The organism is Propionibacterium cyclohexanicum, assembly GCF_900111365.1.
GTDB classification, from domain to species: domain Bacteria; phylum Actinomycetota; class Actinomycetes; order Propionibacteriales; family Propionibacteriaceae; genus Propionibacterium; species Propionibacterium cyclohexanicum.
This window is the reverse complement of sequence record NZ_FOGZ01000002.1, coordinates 136,579-162,982: the sequence shown is the minus strand read 5'-3', so window position 1 is coordinate 162,982 and position 26,404 is coordinate 136,579. Positions and strand designations below refer to the sequence as shown.

The window sequence follows — 26,404 nt, the reverse complement described above, 5'->3', positions numbered from 1 at the left end:
CATGACGACAACCGAGGAACCGATACCGCGCCGACGATTGGACGGGTTGGCGGAACGGGAGCTGGCAAAGATCATCGAAGCCGGTGTCTTCGCCCAGGAATGTCTGCGAACCGGCCGTCGCCCCTGCGGGGCCAGCACCGACGAACTGCGCGCCATCGTTGCGGAGGGTCAGCGGGCCATGGCGGAGTTCATCGGGGCAAATCAGGGCATGGTGGCGGTCATTGCCCGGCGCTGGTGCCATTCCTCGGCCGAGCTCGAGGAACTCATGCACGATGGCCAGGTGGGCCTGGTCGAAGCCATTGCGCGCTTTGACCACGCCCTCGGCTGGCGCTTCAGCACTCTTGCCTGGAATGTCGTGGCGCAGCACATCGCCCAGGCGGCAGTGGCGTCCAGAAGCTGCGGGCTGGAGACGGTCGCGCGTGCCCGGGCTGCTGCTGAGATCGAGCGGACCAGGTCCGAGCACAGTGCCCGACTGGGGCAGCAGGTCGACGATGCGACGCTGGCCGGGCTGCTGGGGCGCACGCTCTCCTCGGTGCGCCGGGCGGCCTCGCCGATCCGGGCGGACGTCGAAGTACAGGAGCTGGGCGATCGCCGGGCCGACGAGACCAGCGACGGACCGGACCTCAGCTGGCTCGGCCGGATGCCAGCCGAGGAAAGGCGGGTGCTCGTACTGAGCTTCGGGCTGGGCGGCGGTGAGGCGATGTCGGTGACGCAGGTGGCCCGGGCGCTCGGCATCAGCCCCTCGGGGGTCTATCGGCTCAAGTCGCGCGCGCTGCGCCGCGGGCGTGCGCTGGCCCAGGTGTTCGCAGCCTGAGCAGTCTCGGCTGGGTACCAGGCGGCGGTGATGTGGCATGACCGGGACCACCGGGAAGAATGGAGCCATGATTGCCATGCGCAGGCCCTCGGGTCGACCCAGCCGCGAGGAGTTGAGGGGTTTGCAGGCCGCACTTGGACACCGGGCTGCCGCCTTGGCCTGGGGCAGGGGCCAGGAGCTCTTGGCGGTGGCTACCAGAGGGCATCTGGCGGTCGCCGAGCGCGGAACCTGGCGGGTCATCGCCTGGGATGACATCCTGAGCGGTGCCTGGCGCGAGGACGACGCGACTCTTCGATGGATGCTGATCGACGGTTCTGGCCGGACGATCCAGCTGGAGAACTCCGGCGAGCTGCCGGGGGTTTTCATGGAGCGCGTCCAGGCATCGATCCTCGTGCAGGAACGGGTCCCGGTGCTTGGCGGACGAGGTGAGATCATCGTGTCCGGGCGTCGCAACCCCACCGGGGGCGGTGAGCTCCGCTGGATGGTGCAGCCGCTGGGCAGCACCGATCTGTCGGATCCCCGGGTGCAGCAGGTCGCGATCGCAGAAACCGAGCACCTGCGCCGCGAGTACGAGCCCTGAGAGCCTGGCCACTCCAGGGACACTGCCGATTTCCCTTGCGGCATCGGAACTGGTAACGTTTCCTCCCGCGCTGGCACTTCGGTGACAGCCGATCCCTGGTAGCTCAATTGGCAGAGCATCTGACTGTTAATCAGAGGGTTACTGGTTCGAGTCCAGTCCGGGGAGCCATGCAGCAATGGCTCTCATGAAGAACGCCCCTCAGCGGCGCCGTCTTGACGACGCCGGCTTGGCAGTGCGCGGTCCGCGCAGTGGGCATGCCGCATGGGCATCGGGAGGATCCATCCCTGTATCGCGTTCATGGCCGAATCCACCGTCGACAATCGAGGCCACGGGGTTGAGTTCGCGGTGTGCCAGGCTTGAGGCGTTCGATTCCGCGGTGGGCAGACAATCTCACAGATGACGCTGGTGCCCGCCACCGTGGCGGGCACCAGCGAATCGAGGGAATCAGACCCTCGACTTAGCGGGCTTGAGCGCGGCCGTGACCCGCCGCTCCACGAGGATTGGCAGGAAGGTCCGCACGGGTGCCTCAGCGAACTGATCGAATGCTGTGTTCACGGCGGTCTTCAGGGAATCCGGCTGCACATCGTGCAGCTTGGGAGTCAGGCGGGCGACCACCTCGTCGACGATCATCTCGTCGGTGATGTCACTTGTTCCAAGATCCACATGAGTATTGTGCAGTCAACGACGCCGATTGGCCAGAGCCGCTACCCATCTGATGGCTGCTCACACAGGCCTCTTGTCGCGGGCGAGCCCGGCGCCGGCCTGGCCCCGGGATGGGCGTCGGCGTGCGGAGCAGCGCCGCCAACTCGATGCCCATCCCGGGCGGGAAGACAGGGCCGGGACAGGCCCTCAGGCCCTCACGCTCATGCCGCGACGGGCGCGGGCTGGCCGATCTGGCTCAGCAACTCGTTGAACCAGGGCAGGGTGATGTCGAAGGGCTTGTGCCCGGCGATCCGCTTGAAGTCGATGACGGACAACCTGTCGCCAGCCTCCTCGTCCTGCCCCACCACACCGGCATGGCCGCCCAGCGCGGCGTCCACCGCCAGAACGCAGGTCTGTGCGATGAGGTCGAGATCCTCCTGGTTCGACTTGGCCGAGCGGGAGAAGTAGCCGGACTTCTGCACCATCGTCTTGCCCGCTCCGATCTTCTCGGCGAACTGCTTGGCAAACCACTCGCCGGGATTGATCTGGTTGAGCTGCACATGGCCGAAGGCATCCTTGGGCACGTCCTGCCCCTCGGCCTCGAGCTTGGCGATGATGTCGGGCACCCCCGCGCCCTCGGAGATGAACAGATTCACATTGCCGACCTCGTCCATCACCGACCGCAGCCGCTTCGCTTCGGCATCCAGGTCGATCTTCGCCTCGGGCAGGTACAGGGCGTGGATATCCCAGGCGCGGCGGTCGAGACCCGCTTCGGGGAGCCACTCCTGCTCGTCGAGCCAGGCGCGGTAGCGTCGGGCGGTTTCGGCGGCGAGGTAGCCGCAGTTACGGCCCATGATCTCGTGAATGATGAGTTCGCGCGGCGCGGAGTTGTGCTCCGCGATGATGTTGGTGGCGAAGCGGGCGGCCTGGTCTGCCGCGCTCCAGGCGCCCAGCGACTGACGGATCGGCACGATGTCGTTGTCGATCGTCTTGGGCAGGCCCACCACCGTGAGCGGGTAGTCGTGGTCGGCCAGATAGGCGGCGAGATCGGCGGCGGTGGTATTCGTGTCATCGCCACCGATCGTGTGGAGGACGTCGACACCATCGGCGACGAGCTGGTCGGCAGCGACCTTGAGCGGATCGGTGCCGTCGGGAACCAGGCCGCGCTTCACGAGGTCGGCGACATTGGTGAGCTTGACGCGAGAGTTTCCGATGGGGGAGCCGCCGAAGGCGAAAAGACGATCGTAGTGGTCGCGCACTTCCCGGGAGAACTCGAACGAATCACCCTTGAGCAGGCCCTCGTACCCATAGCGATACGCGATGATCGTGGTTTCTGGAGAGACCTCGGTGTAGCGCTTGACGAGCCCGGCGACGGCCGAGGACAGGCAGGGGGCGAAGCCACCAGCGGTCAGCAGAGCGACCTTCTTGACCATGAAGTAAGTGCCTTTCGTAGTGGAGGAATCGACCTGGTGACGCCAGGGCCGACAGGCTCAGCCTAGGACAACCCACCGGCGCGCACGGCAGCGCCGTCGCCGTGCGCGATCCTGTGGACAGGCCAGCTGCTCGAGGTATTCATGGGACACTGAAGCCATCGCGAGGCCACCTCGGCCCGATGACAGCTTTGCCCGAAGACAAGCTTTGCCCGAGGAGAACCTGGGGAGACCGACGATGATCTCTACTGGTCGTGAAGCCCATGATCAGCGCGGCGCGAGCGTGAGCGTGCTCGTCGCGGCGTGCCTGCCTGCCTTCGCGCTCAGCTGCGGCCTGGCAGTGGACGGTTCGGCCAGACTCAGCGCGCAGCGAGAGGTGACCCTGGCGGCGAGCCAGGCTGCCCGGGCCGGCAGCGACAGCTATGCGCACAGCAGACTGGCCGGGCGCCCCGATGCCGCGCTGGCCATCGCGGCCGCACGCGCGTCACTGTCAGGTTTTCCTGCCATGACTTCGGACGCCACGGTGGATGCCGAGGGGCGGCTCAGCGTCAGTGTGTCCACCAGCGTCGGCACGCAATTCCTCTCCCTGGTGGGCATCGACCATTTCACGGTGCGCTCCCGGATGACCTCTGATCTACGTGCCTCATAGCCGCCCAGCTCACTAGTGTTTGTGCATGGCTCGCTACTACCCGGTCCATCCGGTCAATCCCCAGGCCCGCTCGCTCAGCCAGGTCGTCACAACACTGCGCGATGGCGGACTCATTGCCTACCCCACTGACTCCGGATTCGCTCTGGGGACCCTGTTCGGAAACAAGAACGGCATGGATCGCATTCGGCGTGTTCGAGGGCTTGACGAACGGCATCACCTCACTGTCGTGGTCAGCGAGTTCGCCCAGCTGGGCACCTATGTCGACATGGACAATCGGGAGTTCCGCGCCGTGAAGGCGTCCACGCCCGGGCCGTTCACGTTCATCCTCCGAGCGACTCGCGAGGTACCACGCGCCATGCAGCATCCCAGCACGAGGACGGTGGGTGTGCGGGTGCCCCACCATGTCACGGCCCTGGCTCTGCTCGCGGCGCTGGGTGAGCCCCTCGTCTCCTCCACCCTGATCCTGCCTGGGCACACTGAACCGCTCGACGACGGCTGGCAGATCAAGGAGACGCTCGACAACGAGCTCGACGCGGTCCTCGACTCCGGGGATGTGGGGTCCGAGCCCACCACCGTTGTGGACCTGACTGGCGAGGAGCCGGTGGTGCTGCGGGTCGGTGGGGGATCGACGGCACTGTTCACCTGAGACTTCCGCTGGCAGTCAACGCGCACCCGGAGCAGGCACCAGGCAGCGGCCTTCGAGGGCCTGCCGCGTATCCGTCGTGGACACGCACAGCGCGAGGGGTCGGCCGGGGAGCTGATCGATCCGGGTGCGCGCCGTGTGCTCGCACCGAGCATTCACCGGGAGGACATCTCCGGATCATCTCGGGTTCCCTGAGGGGTCACAGCTCTCTCATAGCTTCGCCAGGGATCACGGTCGTCGCCCAGGAGAATCTGCCTGGCCTCGACCCCGACTGGAGGGGAACCATGTATAGATTCGGGCGTGCGCTGAAGAGCGCCGCTGTGACGGCGATCGCTGTCAGCACCATCACTATCGGCTCACCTGTGTTGAACCAGGCCTCCGCCGCCCCGTCGACGGTTGCGTCCGCGCAGGAGGTCGCGCTCACCCCGACGGGCAAGCCCGACCCTGTCGCGCTCATGTCAGACTTCACCAAGTACTGGACTGCGCGTCCCTACGACACGACGAATGACACCACCAAGGCCGACACCGCATTCCGCGGCACCGTTCTCGACCCGGCTGTGCTGAACCGCAACGACTAGACTCTCGTCGCCATCAACAACGCCGGCGCCACCGATCTGGATCAGTCTCGCCGCGCTCTCATCGATGCCGATTACAAGTGGCAGGAGACCTACTCCGACGCGCTGGGACCGGTGCTCAGCAGGTACCTCAACGAGGGCCTCAACGACGGCCGGCTGCCCAAGACGGTGACCGCGATCGACGAGGCAGGGAGTGTCGGAACGGGCAGGACGAAGCCGACCTTCAACTACCCGCGCCCTTATCTGCCCGACCGCAGCTTCGCCGGCCAGCCCAATCCCTCACAACTCAACGGTCTCCAGCCCTCCCTCAACATCGACAAGGTCCCCGATTGGGGCGATCCTGCCCATACCGCGTCGTATGACGCAATGCTCAAGGGGTATTCCCAGGCCTTCCCGTCGGGCCACACCACCTACGCTGTGGCGACCGGTACCGCGCTGGCCCAGCTGCTTCCCCAGCTCGGCCCGGAGATCCTCACTCGGGCCTCGGAGGCGGGCAACAACCGCATCGTGCTCGGCGTGCACTATCCGCTCGACGTCGAGGGTGGCCGCATCCTCGGCCAGGCGAACAACTCCTATCTGTGGTCCAGCGCCGAGAACTTCAGTACTGTTCTGCAACCCGCAGCCACCGAACTGCAGAACTACCTCGCCTCCCGGTGCAAAGCTGACAGCCTCAGCGAGACATTGGCCGAGTGCATCACCAAGACTGGCGCGAATGCCGACAAGGGTTACACCAATTTCTTCACCGACGTCGTGTCGACCACCGCTGTGACCGACCGGACGACTGCCATCTCCGCATATCAGGCACGCATGACCTATGGATTCGGCCAGACCGGAACCGCCGGGCAGAAGGCAGTGGTGCCTGACGGCGCCGAGAGCCTGCTCGCGACGACCTTCCCGACGCTCGATCCCACCCAGCGTCGCGCCGTGCTGGCGGCTACCGAGATCGACTCGGGCTTCCCGCTGGACGCCGGCTCCCAGGGCTGGCAGCGTATCGACCTGGCGGCGGCCATGAGCGCGAAGGTCACAGTCGACGCGTCCGGCACTGTGACCGCGGTGGAACCCGGCCAGGCGGTCGCCTCCGTCGTCACAGCGGCCCCGTCCCCCTCCGCGAGCCCCTCGGTGTCGGTGTCGTCCAGCCCGTCGGCTTCGGTGTCCTCCGTGAGCCCTTCGGTGTCGTCCAGCCCGTCGGTGTCGGTGTCGTCCAGTCCTTCGGTGTCGGTGTCGTCCGCGAGCCCTTCGGCGTCGGTGGCGTCTTCGTCGGTGGTGTCGTCTGCTGGGCTGGTGAGTTCGGGTGGTCGTGGTAGGGCTGCGTCGGTGCTCGGTTTGCCGTTGACGGGTGCTGGTGGTGTTGAGGGTCTGGTTGGTTTGGCTGTGGTGTTGTCGGGTGCGGTCGGCGGGTTGTTCGCTGTTCGCAGGTCCCGGCGTCGCTGATCGGCCGGTCGTTGTTGCTGGGCCCCCGCCACCACCAGTGACGGGGGCTCAGCCGAGCAGGCCCGCGGAGATGGCGAGGATGGCACCGATCGGCACCAGGAGCGCGAGCGGATATGCCCAGCCGCCCCGTCCGGAGGCTCGCCCGCGCAGCACGAGCCAGCCGGCTGCCAGCCCGGTGAGGAAACCTCCCAGGTGGGCCTGCCAGGCGATGCCGGGGACGATGAATCCGAAGAGCAGATTGATCCCCACCAACAGCCAGATGCCGCTGCTGTCCATCCGCTCATGCCGCGACACTGCCAACTGGGCGCCGAACAGTCCGAAGACCGCACCCGACGCGCCGACGACAGCAGTTCCCGACGCGGTGGCGCTGGCCAGCAGTACGAAGACGGCACTGCCCCCCACGGCACTGAGCAGATAACAGATCAGATAGTCGCGCCGCCCGAGATAGGGCTCCAGGGAGCGTCCCATCACCCACAGCATGAGCATATTGGTGGCGATGTGCAAAATGCTGTACGGCGAGTGCGCGAAGGCCGATGTGAGGAGCCGCCACGGCTCGCTGAATGCCAGATCGGGTGTGAGCGCCACGCTTGACGCAACCCCTGGCACGTAGAGCTCACCGATCCACACCAGCACGCAGATGCCGATGATCGAGTACGTGCACACCAAGGACCCGGACGCGGGGCGTGCACGCGATCGCCGGCTTCCCGTTGCCGCAGGCTGCTGGAACCAGTGTTCAGCGTGGGAGCTCCTGGTCCGAGAGGCCGGGCTCGACGTCGGGGCAGGCGGTGGGAAGGCGCCTTCCGAATGCTCGCCGCGGGCGCGCGCCTGCGCCGAGGGCTCATGGGGCACGTACCACTGCCCCGAGGGCGCCCTGGTCCACATCTGCGGACCAGATGGCGGATCGGCCGGGTGCCCCGGCGACGCGGGGGATGGCTGCTTCGGCTGCTCGGGTGGGGTGCCCGGCGACGGGGGTGACGACGGACCCGATGCAGGCACAGGTGGGGGCTCAAAGTCCGGCGCGCCAGGTGGTGGGGTCTGCTCCGGATCCCGGTCCTCGTTCATCACCCCAGACTATGTGCGCGGGAAGGCCCCTCCAACGAAGTCGCGGCCTGGACCGCCACCCAGCGACCACGAGGCGGCCGCGACCGGCCCTTGGTGGTCTCATGCACGATGGAGGCATGGCGACTTGGGTCTTCCTGCATGCACATCCCGACGACGAGAGCTCGCAGACCGCAGGCACGATGGTGCTGGCTCACGACCGCGGTGACCGTGTGGTCAACGTCATCGCCACCGATGGCACGCTCGGCATGGCAGCCGAGGATCTGCGGAAGGGCGAAACTGTTGCCGATCGGCGCCGTGAGGAGCTGGCCTGCGCGGCAGGCGTCATCGGCATCGACCGGGTCGAATGGCTGGGCTATCGCGACTCGGGGATGGCCGGGTGGGACTCGAACCACGACCCGGAATCGTTCTGCAATGCCGATCTCACCGAGGTGACCGCGCGCGTGGGAGCCATCGTCCGCGAGGAGAAGGCCGACGTCCTCGTCAGCTACGACCCCGACGGCGGATACGGACATCCCGACCACATCATGGTGCATCGCGTCGGCGCGGCCGTCGCCCGCCAGCTCGGCAGCCCGCTGCGGCTCCTGGAGGGCAGCTTCAACCGTGACATGCGCGCTCGGCAGAAGGCGCTTGCCGTGAAACTGGGAGTAACCGGTCAGGGGTTCTTTGATTCCGATGAGCCACAGGATCTGAGGCCCTTCGGCTCATCGGCCAGCGAGTTGCGCTGGGCGGTGGACCTGCCGGACGAGGTCGTCGGGCGCAAGCACGATGCGCTGGCTTGCCACGCCAGCCAGACCAGCGATGCCGGGTTCTTCTTGAGCCTGCCCAAGCAGCTCTTCCGGGCCGTGCTTGGCATCGAGTACTACCGCGAGCCGGCCCACCCCGGTGAACTGGTGCATGGCTGGCCCCTCGAGGAGGCCTGAGTACCCGAGAAGGCCCAAGCCCCGCCGTGTGCCCGACGAGACCCGAGGCCTCCTCGGGCACGGAACGTTCAGTCTTTGGGCTCGCCGGGGTCCTCGGGCTGATCCGGATGGTCCGGGTTGCCGAAATCGGCCGGGCCTGTCTGGGGGCCCCGATCGGCCGGTCCCGGCCCCGCCGGGTTGGGACCGTCGTTGCCGGTGTCGAGGCTGGCCAGGTAGTCCTCCACAGCCTGCCCGATCTCGTCGGCGTTGGGGATCTGGTCCTCGCTCATCGGCAGTGAGTGGTCAGCCATGAAGGTGTCGTACTGCTTCTCCAGCGCGCTCACCATCTGGGACAGCTGCTCGGACTGCTGCACCTGGGCGTCGATCTGACCGCGCGCGAGTCGGGAGGCCTGCTCCAGATCGCCCAGCGGGACATCGAGATTCGCCACCTCGTTGACCCCGCGCACGAGTGCGATGGGAGCATCGGGGAACTCCGCCTCAGCCAGATACTGGGGCACGCGCGCCACCAGGCCGATGACATCGCGTCCCGACTCGCCGAGCCGCTGGGTCATCATGCCGAGGAACGAGGCACTCATCCGGAAGGAACCGCTTGGCTGGTTGCCGGGGAGCAGGTCTGAACGCGTTGCCACCTTGAGCAGCCCCACCGGGCGCGTATGAGGCACCGGCATCGGCACGCTCTGGGCCGTCACCACGAGCTGGACGTCGAGTTCGTCGATGATCCGATCGATCGCCGCCACGACCCGCTCCCATTGCAGGGCGGGCTCGGGTCCGGTGAGCAGCAGGAAGGGGCTGCCCGACTTGTCGGTGATCTCGTGGAGGGTCATCACCGGAGGCTCGTAGTTGTCGTAGTGATCCCGGTCGAAATCGATCGGCGGACGGTGACCGCGGTAGTCCATCACCTGGTCAGCATCGAAGGTGCCGATCGTGCGGTGAGTCAGCGTATTCAGCAGGTGCTCGTCGAACTGGGCCTGCGCGGAACCGGCATCGCCGTAGCTGCCCAAAGTGATGACCATTACGCGGTCGTGCACGGTCCTCTGGTCGATCTGGGGATCGTATTGGAACAGCGTCAGTGGATCTAGCATGGTCAGTTACCTCCGGCATCTGTGGTGGACGCTCTGTGGAGGAACACCGCACGGCCCGCGGGCATTCCCGCTCACACCACAAGAACGTGCCGGTCTCCACCGTGGCGAACACTGCTTGGGACGATAGTAGTAGGCCGACGTGGCTAGGCTGATCGCGCCGGACCCGAACTCGAAGGAAGATGATCCATGAATGCTGCGCGATTCGTCCTCATTCGGCACGGTCGCACGCAGTGGAATGCGCAAGGGCGCTGGCTGGGCGCCACGGACATCCCACTCGATGCAGTGGGCCGCGCGCAGGCCGGAGCCGCAGCAGGCTGGTTCGCCCATCTCGAGCCGGTGGCGATCTGGGCCTCTCCGCTGGCGCGAGCCCAGCAGACGGCGCAGCCGGTGGCCGAGCTCACCGGTCAGCCGGTGAACACCGATGCCCGGCTCGCAGAGCTGGACTTCGGGGCCCGCGAGGGCATGACCTGGTCGCAGATCGAGCGGGCTCAGCCCGAGCTGTGGGCCTGGCGCCGCGGTGAGCACGACTGTCGCTGGGGAGTCACCGGAGAGACAGGTGGCGAGGTGGCTGCCCGGATGAGCGCCGCCCTTGTCCACATCGACGCCAGCACCCCGCAGGGAACCATCCTGGTGTTCAGCCATGGCACCGCCATCCGGATGGGAATCGGCGGGCTGCTCGGCTGGGACTTCCCGACCAGCTGGCGGCTGGACTCCATCGCGAACTGCTGTGCGAGCTCCCTCCATCACAGTGGTGACCGAAACAGCGGGCACCAATGGCGTCTTGGCCGCTACAACGCCGAGCCGCAGTGGAACCTCGGCGCGTGAGCCGTGCTAACTTGACCCGCATGGTCAACCCCGAGGCAGCAGGCGACGCGGGTGACTTCATCAGCGACGCCGTGGAGAAGGACATCGAGCTCGGCACCTACTCCGGGCGGGTCCAGACCCGGTTCCCTCCCGAGCCCAATGGCTATCTACACATCGGCCACGCGAAGGCAATCACCGTCGACTTCGGTATCGCCGAGCGCTTTGACGGCATCTGCAATGTGCGCCTCGACGACACCAATCCGGTGGCCGAGGATCCGGAGTTCGTCGAGTCGATCATCGAGGACATCCGCTGGCTGGGCTATCGGCCCGCTGCGCTGGTGCACGCCTCCGACTATTTCCAGCAGCTGTACGAGTGGGCCGAATACCTCATCGGCCAGGGTCTGGCCTATGTGGATGACCAGGACAACGAGGCGATCTCGGCCCAGCGCGGCGGCTTCGGACGCGAAGGCATTGCGAGCCCCTTCCGGGAGCGTCCGGTCCAGGAGAATCTCGATCTGTTCCGGCGGATGAGGGCAGGGGAGTTCCCCGACGGCTCACGGGTGCTTCGCGCCAAGATCGACATGAACGCCGACAACATGGCCCTGCGTGACCCGGTGATGTACCGGATCCGCCACGCCAGCCACCACCAGACCGGGGACGACTGGCCCATCTACCCCACCTACGATTGGGCGCACGGCCAGTCCGACGCGATCGAGGGCGTCACCCATTCGCTGTGCACCCTCGAGTTCGACACCCACCGCCCGCTCTACGACTGGTATCTCGAGCATCTGCCGTTGACCGGCGGGCGGCCACGCCAGATAGAGTTCGCCCGCCTGGAGCTCACCTACACGATCACCTCCAAGCGGCGGCTCGCCAAGCTGGTCACCGAGGGCATCGTCGATGGCTGGGACGACCCGCGGATGCCCACCCTGCGCGGGCTGCGCCGGCGAGGCTATCCGCCGGCGGCGCTGCGCGACTTCTGCCGCTACATCGGCACGACGCGCACCAATTCCCGCCACAACATCGAGGAGCTCGAAGCCTTCGTGCGGCGCGAGCTCAACGCGAGCTCCCAGCGGCGCATGGTCGTGACCCGTCCCCTGAGGCTCGTCATCGACGACTGGCCCACCGACGAGCACGGCGAGCCCGTGGTGGAGTACTTCGAGCTGACGAACAACCCGGAGAATCCCGGCGACGGCACCCGTCGGGTGGCTTTCACCGGAGAGCTTTACATCGAGCGCGATGATTTCGCGGAGTTCCCCCCGCCCAAGTTCTTCCGGCTCTCACCAGGGCACGAGGTTCGTCTCCGTGGTGCCTATCTCATCACCGCCACCGATGTCGTGAAGAACGATGCCGGGGACATCGTCGAGGTGCATGCCGACTATGACCGGGCCTCGCGCGGGGGAGATGCCCCCGACGGGCGCCGGGTACGGTCCACCCTGCACTGGGTCAGCGCCGGCCATGACGTCGAATTGCGGGTCGCCCTGTACGACCGGCTGTTCAGCGCGCCCAACCCGGGGGAGTCGACCGGCGAACCCCTGGACGATCTCAATCCCGCCTCGCGAACACTGCTCGAGGGTGCAAAGGCGGAGCTGGCCATCCAGGATGTGGCACCTGGCGAGGTCGTCCAGTTCGAGCGGCTCGGCTACTTCGCGCTCGATCCCACTGAGCCGGCGCTGTTCCACCGCACGGTCGGGCTGCGCGACGAGTGGGCAGCCCTGCAGCGCAAGGCCGCGAAGAACAACTGAGCAGGCGCCGGCGGCCCCTCTAGCGCCGATGGTCCGGGTCGGCGGAGGACGTCGGGGCGCCCTGCGGGTCGAGGGCGGTGGCGGCCCAGCCGATCAGCTGGTCGATGAGCTGGCTGACGGCCGGCTCGGTGGCCGCGAGCCTGGTGCGATGCCGTACGAACAGGCGCCGGACACCCAACTCGGGCATGGGCGTGACCTGCACATGGCCGCGCTGGGCATCCACCAGCGCCAACTGGGGCATGACCGTGGCGCCCATGCCGTCGCTGATCATGGCCACCGCGACCGAATAGCTCGTGTAGCGGTAGTCGCTGTACTGGGCCCGGCCCAGCGGGGCAGTGATGCGCTGCATCGCCTGGTCACCGGCGGTGCCCTCCGGCTGACGCAGCCAGACCAGGGAGGCGAGATCGCGGGGTGAATTGATCCGAGGTGCTCCCGGTGGCGTGACCAGAACCCACGGTTCGTCGTAGAAGGGTGTGTCGGTGTACCCGCGCGGCGCCCGACCCGGGCGCGCATCGCGCTCGATGCACAACAGGTCGAGCTGCCCCGATCGCAATTCCGCCATGCCCTGCGGTTCGTCGACCTCGGCCAGTCGCAGATCCACCCCAGGCAGTACAGCAGCCAGCTGGTGGCGGAAGCGCAGCAACAAGGCCCCCATGAGCGACTGGAAGGAGCCCATCATCACCGACCCGGTGACCGTTCCGGTGAAGGGATGCAGGGCCCGGACCATGTCGGCCAGCTCCGTCTCGATGCGCTCGGCCCCCGCCACCAGCACGGCGCCCGCTGGCGTGATCAGCGCGCCATGCGGGGTGCGTTCCACCACCCGCAGACCGGTTTCGCTCTCCAGCCGGGCCAACTGCTGGGAGACGGCCGAGGGTGACAGCCGCAGCGCATCGGCCGCCGCGACGATACCTCCCTCGCGCTGAACGGCGAGCAGGATCGCCAGCCTGCGCGGATCGATGTGGATGCTCACGCACCCAGCCAACCATCCCCGCTGCGCGCCCGCATCGGCGTCCGGCCGGGCACGAGCGTCCGGCCGGCCTGGACGGTACTCGGAGAGAACCCGAATTGACTTAAGTGAAACTAAAGCTGCATTGAAGAATGATTCGATTGAACTGCACACCCCGAGGGGCCACGATAGGCACGTGGCTGAGATGACGACGGTCGTGGCGATGGCTCTGGGGTGGATCGGCGCTGCGGGAACACTTGCCGCGTACTACCTGGTTTCCTCCGAGCGGGTGCGCCCGGACTCGGTGCGTTTCCATGTCCTCAATATGGCCGGATGCCTGCTGCTTGCTTTCGCCTGCTTCACCACGAGAGCCTGGCCCTCGCTGGTCACCAATCTCGTCTTCCTGGCGATAGGGCTGCGCATGGTCTGGCAGCTTCGCGCACGGATCCTCGCGCGACTTCGCCGGGGTTGGCGCCATCGCGGGCAGCGCGCGCCTCACAGTGCGCGCGACATCTTCTCCACTGCCTCGACGGCCGGCGGATCGCCGATGAACTCGACCCTGGCCGCCCGTCCGTAGACCCATAGGGTGAGTTCCGCGGCGTGCCCGCGGGCAGTGACGATGACATCGCCCGGCTTCACAACGATCGGACGCGCCGATGCCACGTCGCTACGTTCCAGCCTGAGCCCGCTCGGGCACGCTCGCGAGAGCCGCTTGGCCACGATCGCCAGCTGCTGCCACAGCTCATTGCTGAGTTCCTCGCCGGGCAGCACATCGGGTGACCAGCCAGGCTGAGCGCGTCGCACGTCCTCGTGGTGGACGAAATACTCCACGCCGTTGGCCAACCGGTCGACCGCGGGGATGCGCATCGGCGACCAGGGCTTGGGCCCGTGGGAGAAGGCGTCCACCAGGCCCAGATAGCCCAGGGAGTCCATTGCCCGGCTCATCCGGTCCTGGGTCAGGCCGGCCAGTGCGGGGATGAGCAGCCCGGGTGCGGCAAGCGGATCGTTCTCGCGGACGTAGAGATGCTCGGCGAGGTCTGCGCAGTTCCACCCCTCGCACAGGGTGGGGGCTTCGGGCCGGGAGTGCTCAAGGATCGCAGCCAGTGAGTCGCGGTAGGCGCGTGCAAGCGTGGTCATGTCAACCACCCTAGGAGTGCTCGCCATCCGGTGCTGGCAGGAGTTGTCATCGGGATGCGGGACAATGGGCATCATGCCCGTTTCCCCCACCTCCAGCGAACTGCCCGCCGAGCTGGCTACGCGCCTCAGGCGCAACGAGGCCGGCCTGGTGCCCGCCATCGTCCAGGACGCCACGAGCAAGCGGGTGCTCATGATGGCCTGGATGAACGACGAGGCGTTGGCGCTCACACTGGCGACCCGCCATGCCACCTACTGGTCGCGCTCGCGCCAGGAGCTGTGGGTCAAGGGGGAGACCAGCGGGCACACCCAGCATGTCCGCGAGGTACGCATCGATTGCGATGGCGACACCTTGCTGCTCAGCGTCGACCAGATCGGCGGTGCCTGCCACACCGGTGCCGAATCCTGTTTCGATGCAGGCGGGATCGTGCCGATGCCCCAGTCCGCCGCAACACGCGCGACACAACGGCAAGGAGCCCAGCTGTGAACTCGGGGTTACGCATCGAACCCTCCCTCGAGGAGTTCCGCGCGCAGGCGCGCGAACGCCGGGTGATCAGCGTCCGTGCCCGGCTGAGGGCCGATGATCTCACGCCGATCGCGCTGTACGCGCAGCTGGCGTCCCAGTCCGCGAGCAGTTGCCTGTTCGAGTCCGTGGAACAGGGCACCTGGTCGCGGTGGTCCTTCGTGGGCGTGGACTGCGCCAGCATGCTCGTCGGGCGCGGGCTCGACGGCGAGTGGCTCGGCCGGCCGATCGCGGGGCTGCCCAGGACCGGGCGGCCACTCGAGATGCTCGCCGGGGTGCTCGCGGAACTGCACACGCCCTCAGACCCGCAGCTTCCGCCGTTCAGCTCCGGGCTCGTCGGCTATCTCGGCTACGATCTCATGCGCGAGCTCGAGCCCTCCCTGGGCACCGCCAATGCCGACGATCTCGGTGTGCCCGATATGGTCATGATGCTGGCGAGCGACCTGGCCGTGCTCGATCACCACCGCAGCGAGGTCTGGCTCATCGCCAATGCCATCAACTTCGATGCCCGCCCCGAGCGGGTGGACGAGGCCTGGCACGATGCGGTCGCCCGGGTGAATGCGATGGTCGCGAAACTGGCCCGGCCGCGTCCGGCGCTGTTGGCGAGCTGCCAGGGCGAGGCCACGCTCACGGTGCACCACCAGCGCAGCGCGGGAGAGTTCGAGGCCATGGTCGAGGCGGCCAAGAAGCACATCGTGGCCGGCGACATCTTCCAGGTGGTGCCCTCGCAGCGTTTCGACGTGCCGGTCACTGCCTCAGCCTTCGAGATCTACCGGGAACTGCGCGTCACCAATCCGAGCCCCTATCTGTTCCTGCTGAAGATGCCCGGCTTCGATCTGGTGGGCTCCAGTCCCGAGTCCCTGGTGACCGTGAAGAATGGCACAGCGACCACCCACCCCATCGCCGGCACGCGTCCGCGGGGGGCCGACGAGGCCGAGGACCAGCGGCTGGAGAACGAGCTGCTGGCCGACGAGAAGGAACGCGCCGAGCACCTCATGCTCGTCGACCTGGGCCGCAACGATCTGGGCCGGGTCTGTGTGCCCGGAACTGTCACCGTCACCCAGTTCATGCACGTGGGGCGCTACAGCCATGTCATGCACTTGGAAGCCGGCGTGACCGGACGCGTGCGTCCGGGGGTGAGCGCCCTTGACGTGACGATGGCCTGTTTCCCGGCCGGGACCTTGTCCGGGGCCCCCAAGCTGCGTGCCATGCAGATCATCGACGAGCTCGAGTTGACCGGACGCGGACCCTATGGCGGAGTAGTGGGCTACTTCGACTTCGCCGGCAATGCGGATGCGGCGATCACGATCCGCTCGGCCTTGGTCAAGGACGGCGTGGCGCATGTACAGGCGGGTGCGGGGATTGTGGCGGATTCCGTGCCGGCCCGCGAGAACGAGGAGTGCCACAACAAGGCTGCTGCCCTCATTACCGCGCTGCGGCGCGCCCAGGCGATGCGGCCGGTCGGCGGCGCCGGCGGCGTGTCGGGCCCGCAGGCAGGCACGCCCCCGCTGGCAGCTCGCTCATCGCGTTCGGGGGCGGCGAGATGAGCACGGTGCTCGACGAGATCATTGCCGGGGTGCGTATCGACATGGCGGCCCGGATGGCACGCACTGCGCCGAGCACACTGCGCGCACGCATCGAGGCTCTCGGGCCGACCCTCGATCCCCGGCCGGTCTTCCGCGCCCCGGGAATCTCGGTGATCGCCGAGGTGAAGAGGTCCAGCCCGTCCAAGGGTCAGCTGGCCCGGGTGGACGACCCGGCGGGGGTGGCCCGTGCCTACCAGGAGGGTGGCGCAGCGGCCATCTCGGTGCTCACCGAGAAGCGCCGCTTCAATGGTGAGCTGGCGGATCTTGCCGCCGTGCGCGCCGCAGTGAGCGTCCCGGTGCTGCGCAAGGACTTCGTGGTCGATCCTTACCAAGTCCTCGAGGCCAGGGCCTGGGGGGCCGATCTCGTGCTGCTCATCGTGGCAGCTCTCGACGATGCCTTGCTGGCGAAGCTCTATGCTCAAGCCGTCGAGCTGGGCCTTACTCCCTTGGTCGAGGTGCACACGCCAGAAGAGGCACACCGTGCCATCGGCCTCGGTGCCGAGCTGATCGGCGTGAACAACCGCAATCTCAAGACCCTCCAGGTGGACTTGGCGCAGTTCGAGCGCATCGCTCCCGAGCTGCCCTCGGGCGTCATCACCGTCGCCGAGTCCGGCCTTACTGGGCCCGCCGACGTGGCGCGGGTGCGTCGGGCGGGAGCCGACGTCGTGCTGGTGGGTGAGGCGCTCGTGACGAGCGGAGATCCCCGTGCGGCAGTGCAGGCCATGCGTGAGGGGGACAATCGTGCCTGACTCGATCAACAAGGGAGAACGATGACGCAGAGCACACCGGCGCGGCTGCCCGACGACTTGGGACATTTCGCCCAGTTCGGAGGTCAGTTCGTCCCCGAGGCACTCAAAACGGCTCTGGAGGAGCTGTCGGAGGCCTTCGAGGCCTCTCAGCGCGATCCATCCTTCGCGGCCGAGCTGGCCGATCTACAGGTCAACTACGCCGGCAGGCCCTCCCCGATCACCGAGGCGCGCAACTTCGGGAGCCGCTACTGCGGCGGTGCGCGGATCCTGCTCAAACGCGAGGACCTCAACCACACCGGCAGCCACAAGATCAACAATGTGCTGGGCCAGGGCCTGCTCACCCGGGCCATGGGCAAGGAACGGGTGATCGCCGAGACGGGCGCCGGCCAGCACGGCGTGGCCACCGCGACGATCGCCGCGCTCATGGGCTTCCAGTGCCGCATCTACATGGGAAAGGTCGACACGGATCGCCAGGCGCTCAATGTGGCGAGGATGCAGCTGCTGGGTGCCGAAGTGGTGGCCGTGGAGGCGGGCAGCGCCACCCTCAAGGACGCCATGAATGAGGCGATGCGCGATTGGGTCACCAATGTGGCCACCACCCACTACCTCATCGGTACGGCCTCCGGACCCCACCCCTTCCCCAAGATCGTCAAGGCCTTCCAGTCCATCATCTCCACCGAATCGCGCGCCCAGATGCTCCAGCGCTTCGGGCAGCTGCCCGACGCCGTGTGCGCGTGCGTCGGCGGCGGCTCGAATGCGATCGGCTCGTTCGCGGACTACATCGACGACGAGCAGGTGGCGCTCTACGGCTACGAGGCCGGCGGCTGTGGTATCGAGACGGGCAGGCACGCGGCCAGCATCAACGGCGGATCGGTCGGCGTGCTGCACGGAACCCGCACCTATGTGCTGCAGGACGACGACGGGCAGACGATCGAATCCCATTCGATCTCGGCTGGCCTGGACTACCCCGGGGTCGGCCCCGAGCATGCCTATCTCGCGAGCACCGGCCGGGCGCACTACGAGCCGGTGACCGACGAGCAGGCCATGGAGGCCCTCGATCGGCTCACCCGCTGCGAGGGCATCATGCCCGCCATCGAATCGGCCCATGCGGTGGCGGGGGCCCAGCGCCTGGCCCTGCGGATGCTGGCCGAGCATCCGCAGCATCGCCCCACCATCCTCGTGACGATCTCTGGGCGCGGCGACAAAGATGCCGACACCGCCATGAAGTACTTCGGCGTCCATGGCGATGTCGATGCAACGACCGGAGGACTTGAATGAGCGTCATCGATCTCGCCGCGGCGTTCCCCGACCAGTCACGGCTGGGCAGGTCCGGACGAGTTGTCGCAGCGGCGCGCCGGGAGAACCGCCCGGCGCTCGTCGGCTATCTGCCCGTCGGATACCCCGATGTGCCCGGCTCCATCGACGCGGTGGTGGCCCTCACCGAGGGCTCGCAGGGCGCCGGTGTGGATGCGGTGGAGATCGGGATGCCCTATTCGGACCCGATGATGGACGGCCTGGCGATCCAGCACGCCACGACCAGGGCGCTGGCCGGCGGGGTGCGCACCCGCGATGTGTTCAGCGCCGTGGAGGCGGTGGCGAAGGCCGGCGCGACACCGCTGGTGATGATCTACTGGAATCTGGTGGAGCACTACGGCAGCCACGGGCGCAGTACCGACTCCCTGGCCTCGGTGCGCCATTTCGCCCGTGACCTGTCCAATGCCGGGGGCGCGGGGCTCATCACGCCCGACCTCACTCCCGACGACGCCGCCCTGTGGACGGCCGCATCCGACGAGTTCGGGTTGGACCGCGTGTATCTGGTCGCGCCCTCCTCGAGAGAGGAGCGGATCGCGCAGACCACAGCTGCGTGCCGAGGCTGGGTGTATGCCACCAGTGTCATGGGTGTCACCGGCGCTCGCTCCCACACCTCCTCGGCCGCTCCAGTGCTCGTCGAGAAGGTACGCCGCATCGCCCCCGAACTTCCCGTGGGTGTGGGCCTGGGCGTCTCCAACGGTGACCAGGCGGCAGAGGTCGGTGCCTTCGCCGATCTCGTGATCGTCGGATCGGCCCTCGTCAAGTGCCTCATCGACAATGAGTCGGATCTCGGGACGGGTCTTGGGCGGTTGCGCGCCACGGTCGACGACCTCGCTGAGGGTGTACGGAGGGCCCGATGATCTCACTGTTCCTGCCCAGCCCGCCGATCAGCGAGTTCCACATCGGCCCGGTGACGGTGCACATCTACGCGCTGTGCATGCTCGCCGGTATCGTGCTGGCCTGGTGGCTGGCTTCACGGCGCTATGTGGCCCGAGGAGGCAAGCGCGAGGATTTCGAGTCGATGGCGCTGTGGGTGGTCGTCATCGGAATCGTCGGGGCCCGCGCCTACCACGTGATGACCGATCCCGAGCTGTACTTCGCGCCCGGACGCCATCCGATCGATGCGCTCAAGATCTGGAACGGGGGCCTGGGAATCTGGGGTGCGGTGGCGGCAGGAGCCGTCACCGGGCTCATTTGGTGCCGACGCCACGGAGTGCGGTTCGGCGCGGTGGCGGACTGCATTGCCCCCGCACTGCTGTTCGCGCAGGCGATCGGGCGGCTCGGCAACTGGTTCAACCAGGAACTGTTCGGTCGTCCGAGCACCGCGCCGTGGGCTCTCATGATCGACCCACAGCACCGGCCGGCGGGATACCAGCAGTACGCCACCTTCCATCCCACCTTCTTGTACGAGCTCATCTGGTGCACGATCGGCGGTTTCGTCCTGCTGTGGCTCGAGCGGCGGTTCTCGCTGGGCAGGGGCAAGCTGTTCACCAGCTACGTGCTCTACTACTGTTTCGGGCGTTTCTTCATCGAGGCCCTGCGCATCGACCCGGCCAACCATTTGGGCGGGCTGCGAATCAACAATTACACTTCAGCGATCATCTTTGCCGTCGCTGCCTGCGTGTTTGGCTGGCAACTGTGGCGCATCCCTGGCAGATCACCCTCGGTGTGGGTCGACGGGGCTCCCAAGGAGTCCACCAAGCAAGACAAAACATCCATTATTCAAGATGGGAGCTCTGCGGCCGAGGGCCGCCACGAGTAGCATCACCGCCTGACAGGCTGGACAGAAGGAGTATGGTATGGCGCTTCCTCAGCGGCAAGGTCTCTACGATCCCGCCTACGAGCACGATGCATGCGGCGTGGCATTCGTCTCACGACTTGACGGCGTAGCAGATCACCAGACGGTGGAGCAGGGGATCGAGGCCCTGCGCAATCTTGACCACCGGGGCGCCACCGGCGCCGATCCGGCAGCCGGCGACGGCGCCGGCATCCTTGTCCAGATCCCGGACGCCTTCTTCCGCTCCCATGTCGACTTCATGCTGCCTGCCAAAGGTCAGTACGCGGCGGGCATGGCCTTCCTTCCCCAGGACGAGGAGGAGCGCGAGATGGCCATGATCTCCATCGAGAAGATCGCCATCGAGCAGCGCCTCAAGGTGCTGGGCTGGCGCGAGGTGCCCGTCGTGGACACCACGCTGAGCCCGATCTCGGTGGGCGCGATGCCCCATATGGCCCAGCTGTTCGTTTCCGCGAGGGACGGCTCGGCCGGTATCGATCTCGACCGCAAGGTCTACCTGGTCCGTCGGCGCGCCGAGAAGCAGGTGGGTACCTATTTCGCCTCGCTCAGCTCCCAGACCGTGGTCTACAAGGGCATGCTCACCACCAATCAGCTCGAGGAGGTCTACCCCGAGCTTCACGACGAGGACTTCACCTCGGCGCTTGCCGTCGTGCACTCGCGCTTCAGCACCAACACCTTCCCGAGCTGGCAGCTGGCCCACCCCTACCGGATGATCGCCCACAACGGGGAGTTCAACACCATCAAGGGAAATCGCAACTGGATGCGCGCCCGGGAGGCGCTGCTCAGCTCCACGGTGTTCCCCGACGACCTGGGCGACATCTTCCCCATCTGCACGCCCGGCGGTTCGGACTCGGCCAGCTTCGACGAGGTGCTCGAGCTGCTCTACCTGTCGGGCCGCTCGCTGCCGCACGCCGTGCTCATGATGATCCCCGAGGCCTGGCAGCACAACAACGAGATGCCGCAGGCTCATAAGGACTTCTACTCCTATCACGCCAGCCTCATGGAACCCTGGGACGGCCCGGCGTGCGTCACCTTCACCGACGGCACGATCCTCGGCGCCACCCTCGATCGCAATGGCCTGCGCCCGGCCCGCTACTGGGTGACCGACGAGCGGGTAATCTTCGCCTCCGAGGCGGGCGTCCTGCCGGTCGACCCGGCCAAGATCCGTCAGAAGGGCCGGCTGCGCCCCGGACGCATGCTGCTCGTCGACCTGGCCAACCACCGTCTTGTCGACGACAACGAGGTGAAGGATCGGCTGGCCAGCGAGCACCCCTATGGGGAATGGCTCAAGAGGGGCCTGGTCAACATTGCGGACCTGCCCGAGCGCACCCACATCGTGCACTCGCACTTCTCGGTGACCCGCCGCCAGGAGATCTTCGGCTACACCCACGAGCAGCTGCGCAAGATCATCGCCCCGATGGCCAACAGCGGTCGCGATGTCATCGGGTCGATGGGCAATGATGCGCCGCTCGCGGTGCTGTCCAATCACCCGAAGAGCCTGTTCGACTTCTTCACCCAGCAATTTGCCCAGGTGACCAATCCGCCGCTCGACGCGATCCGCGAGGAACTGGTGACCAGCCTGGAGAGCCGGATCGGCCCCGAGGGGAATCTGCTGGAACCCACCGACCAGAGCTGCCGCCAGCTCGTGATCCCCTACCCGATCATCGACTCGGAGCAACTGGCCAAGATCGTCCACCTCGGTGAGCGAGCCGATCGCACCGGCGGGCAGACCCATGTCATCCGCGGCCTGTACGAGGTGCACGGCGGCACGCAGGCGCTGCGCACCCGCCTCGAGGAGATCCGCGACGAGGTGGGGGAGGCGATCGAGCAGGGTGCCAAGGTGATCGTGCTGTCCGACCGGCATGCCAATGCCGAGCTGGCACCCATTCCCTCCCTGCTGCTCACCAGCACGGTCCACCAGCATCTCGTGCAACTGCGCGAGCGCACCAGGATCGGATTGATCGTCGAGTCGGGCGATGTGCGCGAGGTCCATCATGCGGCCCTGCTGTTCGCCTACGGTGCCGCGGCCATCAACCCCTATCTGCTCTTCGAGTCGGCCGAGGACATGGCCCGCAACGAGCTGTATGTCGACGTCTCCCCCGAGCAGGCGATCGCGAATGTCTCGGCGGCCCTGGGCCGCGGTGTCCTCACCGTCATGAGCAAGATGGGAGTCTCGACCTTGGCGAGCTATCGGGGAGCCCAGATCTTCGAGGCCGTGGGCCTCGATCACGAGTTCGTCGACGAGTTCTTCACCGGTACCTCCAGCCGGATCGAGGGCATCGGGCTGGAGCAGATCGCCCAGGAGATTGCCGTCCACCACGAGCGGGCCTATCCGCAAAATGGCATCGAGCTGCCGCACCGCACCCTGGAGGTCGGCGGCGACCTGCAATGGCGCCGCGAGGGAGAGGACCACCTGTTCGACCCGGACGCGATCTTCCGTCTGCAGCAGTCCACCATCCGCGGGGACTACCAGCAGTTCAAGAAGTACACGAGCCACATCAACGACAACTCGGCGCGGCACATGACGCTGCGCAGCCTGCTGAAGTTCACGCACGACCGTCCCTCGGTGCCCCTCGACGAGGTCGAGCCGGTGTCCGAGATCGTCAAGCGTTTCAGCACTGGTGCGATGAGCTACGGATCGATCGGCCAGGAGGCCCACGAGACGATGGCCATTGCCATGAACCGGCTGCACGCCCGGTCCAACACCGGAGAGGGCGGGGAGGATCCGGCCCGATTGCACGATCCCGAGCGGTGCAGCGCGATCAAGCAGGTGGCGTCGGCGCGTTTCGGAGTCACCAGCGAGTACCTCTCCTATGCCACCGATCTGCAGATCAAGATGGCCCAGGGGGCCAAGCCCGGCGAGGGTGGCCATCTGCCGGGAATCAAGGTCTACCCGTGGATTGCGCGGGTGCGCCATGCCACCACCGGAGTCGCCCTCATCAGCCCGCCCCCGCACCACGACATCTACTCGATCGAGGATCTCAAGCAGCTGATCCACGATCTCAAGTGCGCCAATCCCAAGGCTCGCGTCCACGTGAAGCTGGTCAGCGAGGTGGGCGTCGGGACGGTGGCCGCCGGGGTGAGCAAGGCGAAGGCCGATGTGGTGCTCATCTCCGGTCAGGACGGCGGCACCGGCGCGGCACCGTTCACCTCGATCAAGCATGCCGGGGCTCCATGGGAGCTGGGCCTGGCCGAGACCCAGCAGACCCTGCTGCTCAACGGGCTGCGCGACCGCATCGTCGTGCAGTGCGACGGCCAGCTGAAGACCGGACGCGATGTGGTCGTCGCGGCGCTGCTGGGTGCCGAGGAGTTCGGCTTCGCGACCACTGCCCTCGTCACGATGGGCTGCGTCATGATGCGGGTCTGCCATCTCGACACCTGCCCCCAGGGCATCGCCACCCAGAATCCCGAGCTGCGCAAGGTCTTCCGCGGCAAGCCGGAATATGTCATCAATTTCATGCAGTTCATTGCGGAGGAGACCCGCGAGATCCTCGCCGAGCTCGGCTTCCGCAGCATCGAGGAAGCGGTGGGGCACGTGGAGTGCCTCGACATGAATCCCGCGCTCGACCACTGGAAGGCCAAGGGGATCGACCTGTCGGCGGTGCTGCACCAGGTGGAGGTGCCCGCGGGGACGCCCCTGCACTGCACCGCCGTGCAGGACCACGAGCTGGCCGGTACCCTCGACGAGCGGCTCATCGAGCTCGCCTCGGCGGCCCTCAACGACGGCAGCCATGTGGAGGCCAGCCTGCCGGTGCGCAATGTGGATCGCACTGTGGGCACCATGCTCGGCCATGCGGTGACGATGGCCACCGAGGGCAAGGGCTTCGCCGACGACACGATCGACCTGACCTTCGAGGGCACCGCCGGCCAGAGCTTCGGGGCCTTCCTGCCCCGCGGGATCACGATGAGACTCATCGGCGACGCGAACGACTACCTGGGCAAGGGTCTGTCCGGCGGGCGCATCTCGGTGCGGGCGCCGCAAGAGTCCTCCTTCGACCAGTCGAGCAACATCATTGCCGGCAATGTGATCGGCTACGGCGCCACCGGCGGCGAGCTGTTCCTGCGCGGCACGGTGGGGGAGCGGTTCTGCGTACGAAACTCGGGGGCGACCGCGGTGGTCGAGGGTGTCGGAGACCACGGGTGCGAGTACATGACCGGCGGCGAAGCCCTCGTCATCGGCCCGACCGGACGCAACTTCGCCGCCGGCATGTCCGGAGGTGTCGCCTGGGTGCTCGACCTCGACAGGGAGCGGCTCAACGACTCGCTCGTGGATGCCGCCGCGCTGTCCGCACTCGATCTCGAGAGGATCCGCCAGCTGCTCCATGAGCATCTGGAGCTCACCGGTTCGAGCCGGGCCGCCGAGCTGCTCGCCCTCGATGACCTCGCATCGCGATTCACGAAGATCGTGCCGCGCGGTTACGCGCGCGTCCTCAAGGCACGCGAAGAGGCGCAGGCCCGCGGCGCCACCGAGGAAGAACTGACCAGCGCAATGATGGAGGCTGCTCGTGGCTGACTTCAAGGGATTCATGAAGTACCCGCGTGAGGTGGCCGAGCGCCGCCCTGTTGACGAGCGGGTCGAGGACTGGAACGAGGTCTACCCGGGAACCCCCGGACGGGCCGTCCTGCCGATCATCCAGACCCAGGCGGCCCGGTGCATGGACTGCGGCATCCCCTTCTGCCACACCGGCTGTCCGCTCGGCAATCTCATTCCCGAGTGGAACGACCTGGTCTGGCGCGGCGAATGGCAGGCCGCGCTCGATCGGCTGTTCGCCACGAACAACTTCCCTGAGTTCACCGGCCGGCTGTGCCCCGCACCGTGTGAGACCTCCTGCGTGGAGGGCTACTATCGCGATCCGGTGACCATCAAGAACGTCGAGATCGCCATCGTCGAGAAGGGCTGGGACGACCTGCGTGTCACACCGCAGATGCCCAGCTGGCACACCTTGAAGACGGTCGCAGTGGTGGGCTCGGGCCCGGCCGGGCTGGCAGTCGCCCAGCAGCTCACGCGCGCCGGGCACACTGTGGTGGTCTACGAGCGGGCCGACGCGATCGGCGGGCTGCTGCGCTACGGCATCCCGAACTTCAAGCTGGAGAAGTGGGTCATCGACCGGCGCCTCAAGCAGATGCGCCTGGAGGGAACCACTTTCCGGCCCAATACGACGGTCGGGAAGGACATCACCGGCAAGCAGCTGCTGGAGCGCTTCGACGCGGTCGTCCTGGCGATTGGTTCCACCGTTCCGCGCGACCTGCCGATCCCGGGGCGGGAGCTGAAGGGCATCCACCAGGCCCTCGAGTACCTGCCCCAGGCGACGAAGGCGCTGACCAGCGAGGTGCCCGACCAGATCACTGCCGAGGGCAAGGATGTCGTGGTCATCGGCGGCGGCGACACCTCGAACGACTGCCTCGGCACTGCGCTGCGCCAGGGAGCGCGCTCGGTGACCCAGCTGGAGATCATGCCCCATCCGCCGGCGGCGCGCCCCGACGCGCAACCATGGCCGACCTGGCCGATCATCTACCGGGTGGCCAGCGCCAACGAGGAGGGCGGCAAGCGCGTCTACTCGGCCAGCTCCAGCGAGTTCATCGCCGGTGAGGACGGTCAGGTGGCCGGCGTACGGCTGCACGATGTGAAGCGCTCGGCCAACGGCCGGTTCGAGCCCGTGGAGGGCAGCGAACGCGAACTGCCCGCCCAGCTCGTGCTGCTCGCGATGGGCTTCCTCGGTCCTCAGAAGGAGGGGGTCGTCGAGGAGCTCGGTGTCGAACTCGACCCACGCGGCAACATCAAGCGGGGCGAGGACTACCAGACCAATGTTCCCGGTGTCTTCGTCGCCGGGGACGCTGGGCGCGGCCAATCGCTCATCGTGTGGGCCATCGCCGAGGGGCGCAGTTGCGCTGCCGGGGTGGACAGCTTCCTCAACGAGAAGCCTTCCCCGCTGCCCCGACCGATAGGTCCCCAAGAGCGCCAGATGATGCTGTGAGCACACCG

At 67.1% G+C, this 26,404-nt stretch carries 24 protein-coding genes and 1 tRNA gene; 19 read left to right on the top strand and 6 right to left on the bottom strand.

Going from position 1 to position 26,404, the window contains the following annotated elements:
• The first annotated feature begins 1 nt into the window (after nucleotide 1).
• From BMX93_RS01945 to BMX93_RS01935, 3 genes are all read left to right on the top strand, one after another.
• Nucleotides 2–814: a sigma-70 family RNA polymerase sigma factor gene (locus BMX93_RS01945; protein ID WP_091967118.1), complete on the top strand. Its 813-nt coding sequence runs from the start codon at nucleotides 2–4 to the stop codon at nucleotides 812–814.
• Between the two features lie 67 nt (nucleotides 815–881).
• Nucleotides 882–1,394: a hypothetical protein gene (locus BMX93_RS01940; RefSeq protein WP_143052776.1), complete on the top strand. Its 513-nt coding sequence runs from the start codon at nucleotides 882–884 to the stop codon at nucleotides 1,392–1,394.
• 92 nt (nucleotides 1,395–1,486) lie between these two features.
• Nucleotides 1,487–1,562: transfer RNA gene (locus BMX93_RS01935), tRNA-Asn, on the top strand.
• A gap of 276 nt (nucleotides 1,563–1,838) precedes the next feature.
• Here BMX93_RS01935 and BMX93_RS01930 read toward each other — a convergent pair.
• Nucleotides 1,839–2,057 (bottom strand): three-helix bundle dimerization domain-containing protein, encoded by a 219-nt coding sequence (locus tag BMX93_RS01930; RefSeq protein WP_091967114.1) that lies wholly within the window; start codon nucleotides 2,055–2,057, stop codon nucleotides 1,839–1,841.
• Nucleotides 2,058–2,257: 200 nt separating this feature from the next.
• Nucleotides 2,258–3,469: a pyrophosphate--fructose-6-phosphate 1-phosphotransferase gene (locus BMX93_RS01925; RefSeq protein WP_091967112.1), complete on the bottom strand. Its 1,212-nt coding sequence runs from the start codon at nucleotides 3,467–3,469 to the stop codon at nucleotides 2,258–2,260.
• Between the two features lie 235 nt (nucleotides 3,470–3,704).
• On the opposite strand from BMX93_RS01925, the gene BMX93_RS01920 reads away from it, so the two are divergent.
• From BMX93_RS01920 to BMX93_RS01905, 4 genes are all read left to right on the top strand, one after another.
• On the top strand, nucleotides 3,705–4,115 hold the full coding sequence (locus tag BMX93_RS01920) for a hypothetical protein (RefSeq protein WP_091967110.1): 411 nt from the start codon (nucleotides 3,705–3,707) through the stop codon (nucleotides 4,113–4,115).
• A 25-nt stretch (nucleotides 4,116–4,140) separates the two neighbouring features.
• On the top strand, nucleotides 4,141–4,761 hold the full coding sequence (locus tag BMX93_RS01915; RefSeq protein ID WP_091967108.1) for an L-threonylcarbamoyladenylate synthase: 621 nt from the start codon (nucleotides 4,141–4,143) through the stop codon (nucleotides 4,759–4,761).
• 281 nt (nucleotides 4,762–5,042) lie between these two features.
• A complete protein-coding gene (locus BMX93_RS01910; protein ID WP_091967106.1) occupies nucleotides 5,043–5,336 on the top strand; it encodes a hypothetical protein in 294 nt (97 codons plus the stop codon).
• A 111-nt stretch (nucleotides 5,337–5,447) separates the two neighbouring features.
• Nucleotides 5,448–6,764: a phosphatase PAP2 family protein gene (locus BMX93_RS01905; protein ID WP_091967104.1), complete on the top strand. Its 1,317-nt coding sequence runs from the start codon at nucleotides 5,448–5,450 to the stop codon at nucleotides 6,762–6,764.
• A gap of 48 nt (nucleotides 6,765–6,812) precedes the next feature.
• Here BMX93_RS01905 and BMX93_RS01900 read toward each other — a convergent pair whose 3' ends face one another.
• A complete protein-coding gene (locus tag BMX93_RS01900) occupies nucleotides 6,813–7,427 on the bottom strand; it encodes a rhomboid family intramembrane serine protease (protein ID WP_177170018.1) in 615 nt (204 codons plus the stop codon).
• Nucleotides 7,428–7,942: 515 nt separating this feature from the next.
• Here BMX93_RS01900 and BMX93_RS01895 point away from each other — a divergent pair.
• Nucleotides 7,943–8,746 (top strand): PIG-L deacetylase family protein, encoded by an 804-nt coding sequence (locus BMX93_RS01895; protein ID WP_091967270.1) that lies wholly within the window; start codon nucleotides 7,943–7,945, stop codon nucleotides 8,744–8,746.
• Between the two features lie 68 nt (nucleotides 8,747–8,814).
• Here the strand turns inward: BMX93_RS01895 and BMX93_RS01890 are convergent, their stop codons facing one another.
• Nucleotides 8,815–9,828, bottom strand: a complete 1,014-nt coding sequence (locus tag BMX93_RS01890) for a PAC2 family protein (RefSeq protein ID WP_091967100.1) — start codon at nucleotides 9,826–9,828, stop codon at nucleotides 8,815–8,817.
• 186 nt (nucleotides 9,829–10,014) lie between these two features.
• On the opposite strand from BMX93_RS01890, the gene BMX93_RS01885 reads away from it, so the two are divergent.
• Nucleotides 10,015–10,653 carry a histidine phosphatase family protein gene (locus BMX93_RS01885; protein ID WP_091967098.1) on the top strand — a complete coding sequence of 213 codons (639 nt, stop codon included), beginning with the start codon at nucleotides 10,015–10,017 and terminating at the stop codon, nucleotides 10,651–10,653.
• 20 nt (nucleotides 10,654–10,673) lie between these two features.
• A complete protein-coding gene (locus BMX93_RS01880; RefSeq protein WP_091967096.1) occupies nucleotides 10,674–12,377 on the top strand; it encodes a glutamine--tRNA ligase/YqeY domain fusion protein in 1,704 nt (567 codons plus the stop codon).
• Between the two features lie 19 nt (nucleotides 12,378–12,396).
• On the opposite strand, the gene BMX93_RS01875 is transcribed toward BMX93_RS01880, so the two are convergent.
• Entirely contained in the window at nucleotides 12,397–13,347 is a 951-nt protein-coding gene (locus BMX93_RS01875; protein WP_143052775.1) for a LysR family transcriptional regulator, read from the bottom strand.
• Between the two features lie 181 nt (nucleotides 13,348–13,528).
• Between BMX93_RS01875 and BMX93_RS01870 the strand changes: the two genes are divergently transcribed.
• Nucleotides 13,529–13,900: a CBU_0592 family membrane protein gene (locus BMX93_RS01870; RefSeq protein WP_425438728.1), complete on the top strand. Its 372-nt coding sequence runs from the start codon at nucleotides 13,529–13,531 to the stop codon at nucleotides 13,898–13,900.
• On the opposite strand, the gene BMX93_RS01865 is transcribed toward BMX93_RS01870, so the two are convergent.
• Nucleotides 13,819–14,460, bottom strand: coding sequence for a TIGR03085 family metal-binding protein (locus tag BMX93_RS01865; RefSeq protein WP_177170017.1), 642 nt, complete (start codon nucleotides 14,458–14,460; stop codon nucleotides 13,819–13,821). The genes BMX93_RS01870 and BMX93_RS01865 overlap by 82 nt on opposite strands.
• Nucleotides 14,461–14,533: 73 nt before the next feature.
• Between BMX93_RS01865 and hisI the strand changes: the two genes are divergently transcribed.
• The 8 genes from hisI to BMX93_RS01825 are packed head-to-tail and all read left to right on the top strand — an operon-like array spanning nucleotide 14,534 to nucleotide 26,396.
• Nucleotides 14,534–14,944, top strand: a complete 411-nt coding sequence (hisI, locus tag BMX93_RS01860; RefSeq protein ID WP_091967267.1) for a phosphoribosyl-AMP cyclohydrolase — start codon at nucleotides 14,534–14,536, stop codon at nucleotides 14,942–14,944.
• On the top strand, nucleotides 14,941–16,527 hold the full coding sequence (locus BMX93_RS01855; RefSeq protein WP_091967090.1) for an anthranilate synthase component I: 1,587 nt from the start codon (nucleotides 14,941–14,943) through the stop codon (nucleotides 16,525–16,527). Before hisI ends, BMX93_RS01855 begins: the two co-directional genes overlap by 4 nt.
• The gene (gene trpC, locus BMX93_RS01850) at nucleotides 16,524–17,315 is read left to right on the top strand and encodes an indole-3-glycerol phosphate synthase TrpC (protein ID WP_091967088.1); all 792 of its coding nucleotides are present in this window, start codon (nucleotides 16,524–16,526) and stop codon (nucleotides 17,313–17,315) included. Before BMX93_RS01855 ends, trpC begins: the two co-directional genes overlap by 4 nt.
• Before the next feature lie 21 nt (nucleotides 17,316–17,336).
• Nucleotides 17,337–18,593 (top strand): tryptophan synthase subunit beta, encoded by a 1,257-nt coding sequence (trpB, locus tag BMX93_RS01845; protein WP_091967086.1) that lies wholly within the window; start codon nucleotides 17,337–17,339, stop codon nucleotides 18,591–18,593.
• Nucleotides 18,594–18,634: 41 nt separating this feature from the next.
• On the top strand, nucleotides 18,635–19,486 hold the full coding sequence (gene trpA / locus BMX93_RS01840; RefSeq protein WP_425438727.1) for a tryptophan synthase subunit alpha: 852 nt from the start codon (nucleotides 18,635–18,637) through the stop codon (nucleotides 19,484–19,486).
• On the top strand, nucleotides 19,483–20,388 hold the full coding sequence (lgt, locus tag BMX93_RS01835; RefSeq protein WP_091967082.1) for a prolipoprotein diacylglyceryl transferase: 906 nt from the start codon (nucleotides 19,483–19,485) through the stop codon (nucleotides 20,386–20,388). Before trpA ends, lgt begins: the two co-directional genes overlap by 4 nt.
• Nucleotides 20,389–20,425: 37 nt before the next feature.
• On the top strand, nucleotides 20,426–24,934 hold the full coding sequence (gltB, locus tag BMX93_RS01830; protein ID WP_091967080.1) for a glutamate synthase large subunit: 4,509 nt from the start codon (nucleotides 20,426–20,428) through the stop codon (nucleotides 24,932–24,934).
• Complete coding sequence (locus BMX93_RS01825) at nucleotides 24,927–26,396, top strand: glutamate synthase subunit beta (RefSeq protein ID WP_091967078.1); 1,470 nt, start codon at nucleotides 24,927–24,929, stop codon at nucleotides 26,394–26,396. The genes gltB and BMX93_RS01825 overlap by 8 nt, the downstream gene beginning before the upstream one ends.
• The last annotated feature ends 8 nt before the right edge of the window (nucleotides 26,397–26,404 follow it).

What these genes read in the sequence shown, in the direction of transcription:
- trpC (WP_091967088.1), top strand. Translation starts at nt 16,524, where the DNA reads ATGAGCACGGTGCTCGACGAGATCATTGCCGGGGTGCGTATCGACATG.
- trpB (WP_091967086.1), top strand. Translation starts at nt 17,337, where the DNA reads ATGACGCAGAGCACACCGGCGCGGCTGCCCGACGACTTGGGACATTTC.
- BMX93_RS01940 (WP_143052776.1), top strand. Translation starts at nt 882, where the DNA reads ATGATTGCCATGCGCAGGCCCTCGGGTCGACCCAGCCGCGAGGAGTTG.
- BMX93_RS01865 (WP_177170017.1), bottom strand. Translation starts at nt 14,460, where the DNA reads ATGACCACGCTTGCACGCGCCTACCGCGACTCACTGGCTGCGATCCTT.
- BMX93_RS01870 (WP_425438728.1), top strand. Translation starts at nt 13,529, where the DNA reads ATGACGACGGTCGTGGCGATGGCTCTGGGGTGGATCGGCGCTGCGGGA.
- BMX93_RS01880 (WP_091967096.1), top strand. Translation starts at nt 10,674, where the DNA reads ATGGTCAACCCCGAGGCAGCAGGCGACGCGGGTGACTTCATCAGCGAC.
- BMX93_RS01895 (WP_091967270.1), top strand. Translation starts at nt 7,943, where the DNA reads ATGGCGACTTGGGTCTTCCTGCATGCACATCCCGACGACGAGAGCTCG.
- hisI (WP_091967267.1), top strand. Translation starts at nt 14,534, where the DNA reads ATGCCCGTTTCCCCCACCTCCAGCGAACTGCCCGCCGAGCTGGCTACG.
- BMX93_RS01925 (WP_091967112.1), bottom strand. Translation starts at nt 3,469, where the DNA reads ATGGTCAAGAAGGTCGCTCTGCTGACCGCTGGTGGCTTCGCCCCCTGC.
- BMX93_RS01890 (WP_091967100.1), bottom strand. Translation starts at nt 9,828, where the DNA reads ATGCTAGATCCACTGACGCTGTTCCAATACGATCCCCAGATCGACCAG.
- BMX93_RS01945 (WP_091967118.1), top strand. Translation starts at nt 2, where the DNA reads ATGACGACAACCGAGGAACCGATACCGCGCCGACGATTGGACGGGTTG.
- gltB (WP_091967080.1), top strand. Translation starts at nt 20,426, where the DNA reads ATGGCGCTTCCTCAGCGGCAAGGTCTCTACGATCCCGCCTACGAGCAC.
- BMX93_RS01885 (WP_091967098.1), top strand. Translation starts at nt 10,015, where the DNA reads ATGAATGCTGCGCGATTCGTCCTCATTCGGCACGGTCGCACGCAGTGG.
- BMX93_RS01910 (WP_091967106.1), top strand. Translation starts at nt 5,043, where the DNA reads ATGTATAGATTCGGGCGTGCGCTGAAGAGCGCCGCTGTGACGGCGATC.
- BMX93_RS01915 (WP_091967108.1), top strand. Translation starts at nt 4,141, where the DNA reads ATGGCTCGCTACTACCCGGTCCATCCGGTCAATCCCCAGGCCCGCTCG.
- BMX93_RS01920 (WP_091967110.1), top strand. Translation starts at nt 3,705, where the DNA reads ATGATCTCTACTGGTCGTGAAGCCCATGATCAGCGCGGCGCGAGCGTG.
- lgt (WP_091967082.1), top strand. Translation starts at nt 19,483, where the DNA reads ATGATCTCACTGTTCCTGCCCAGCCCGCCGATCAGCGAGTTCCACATC.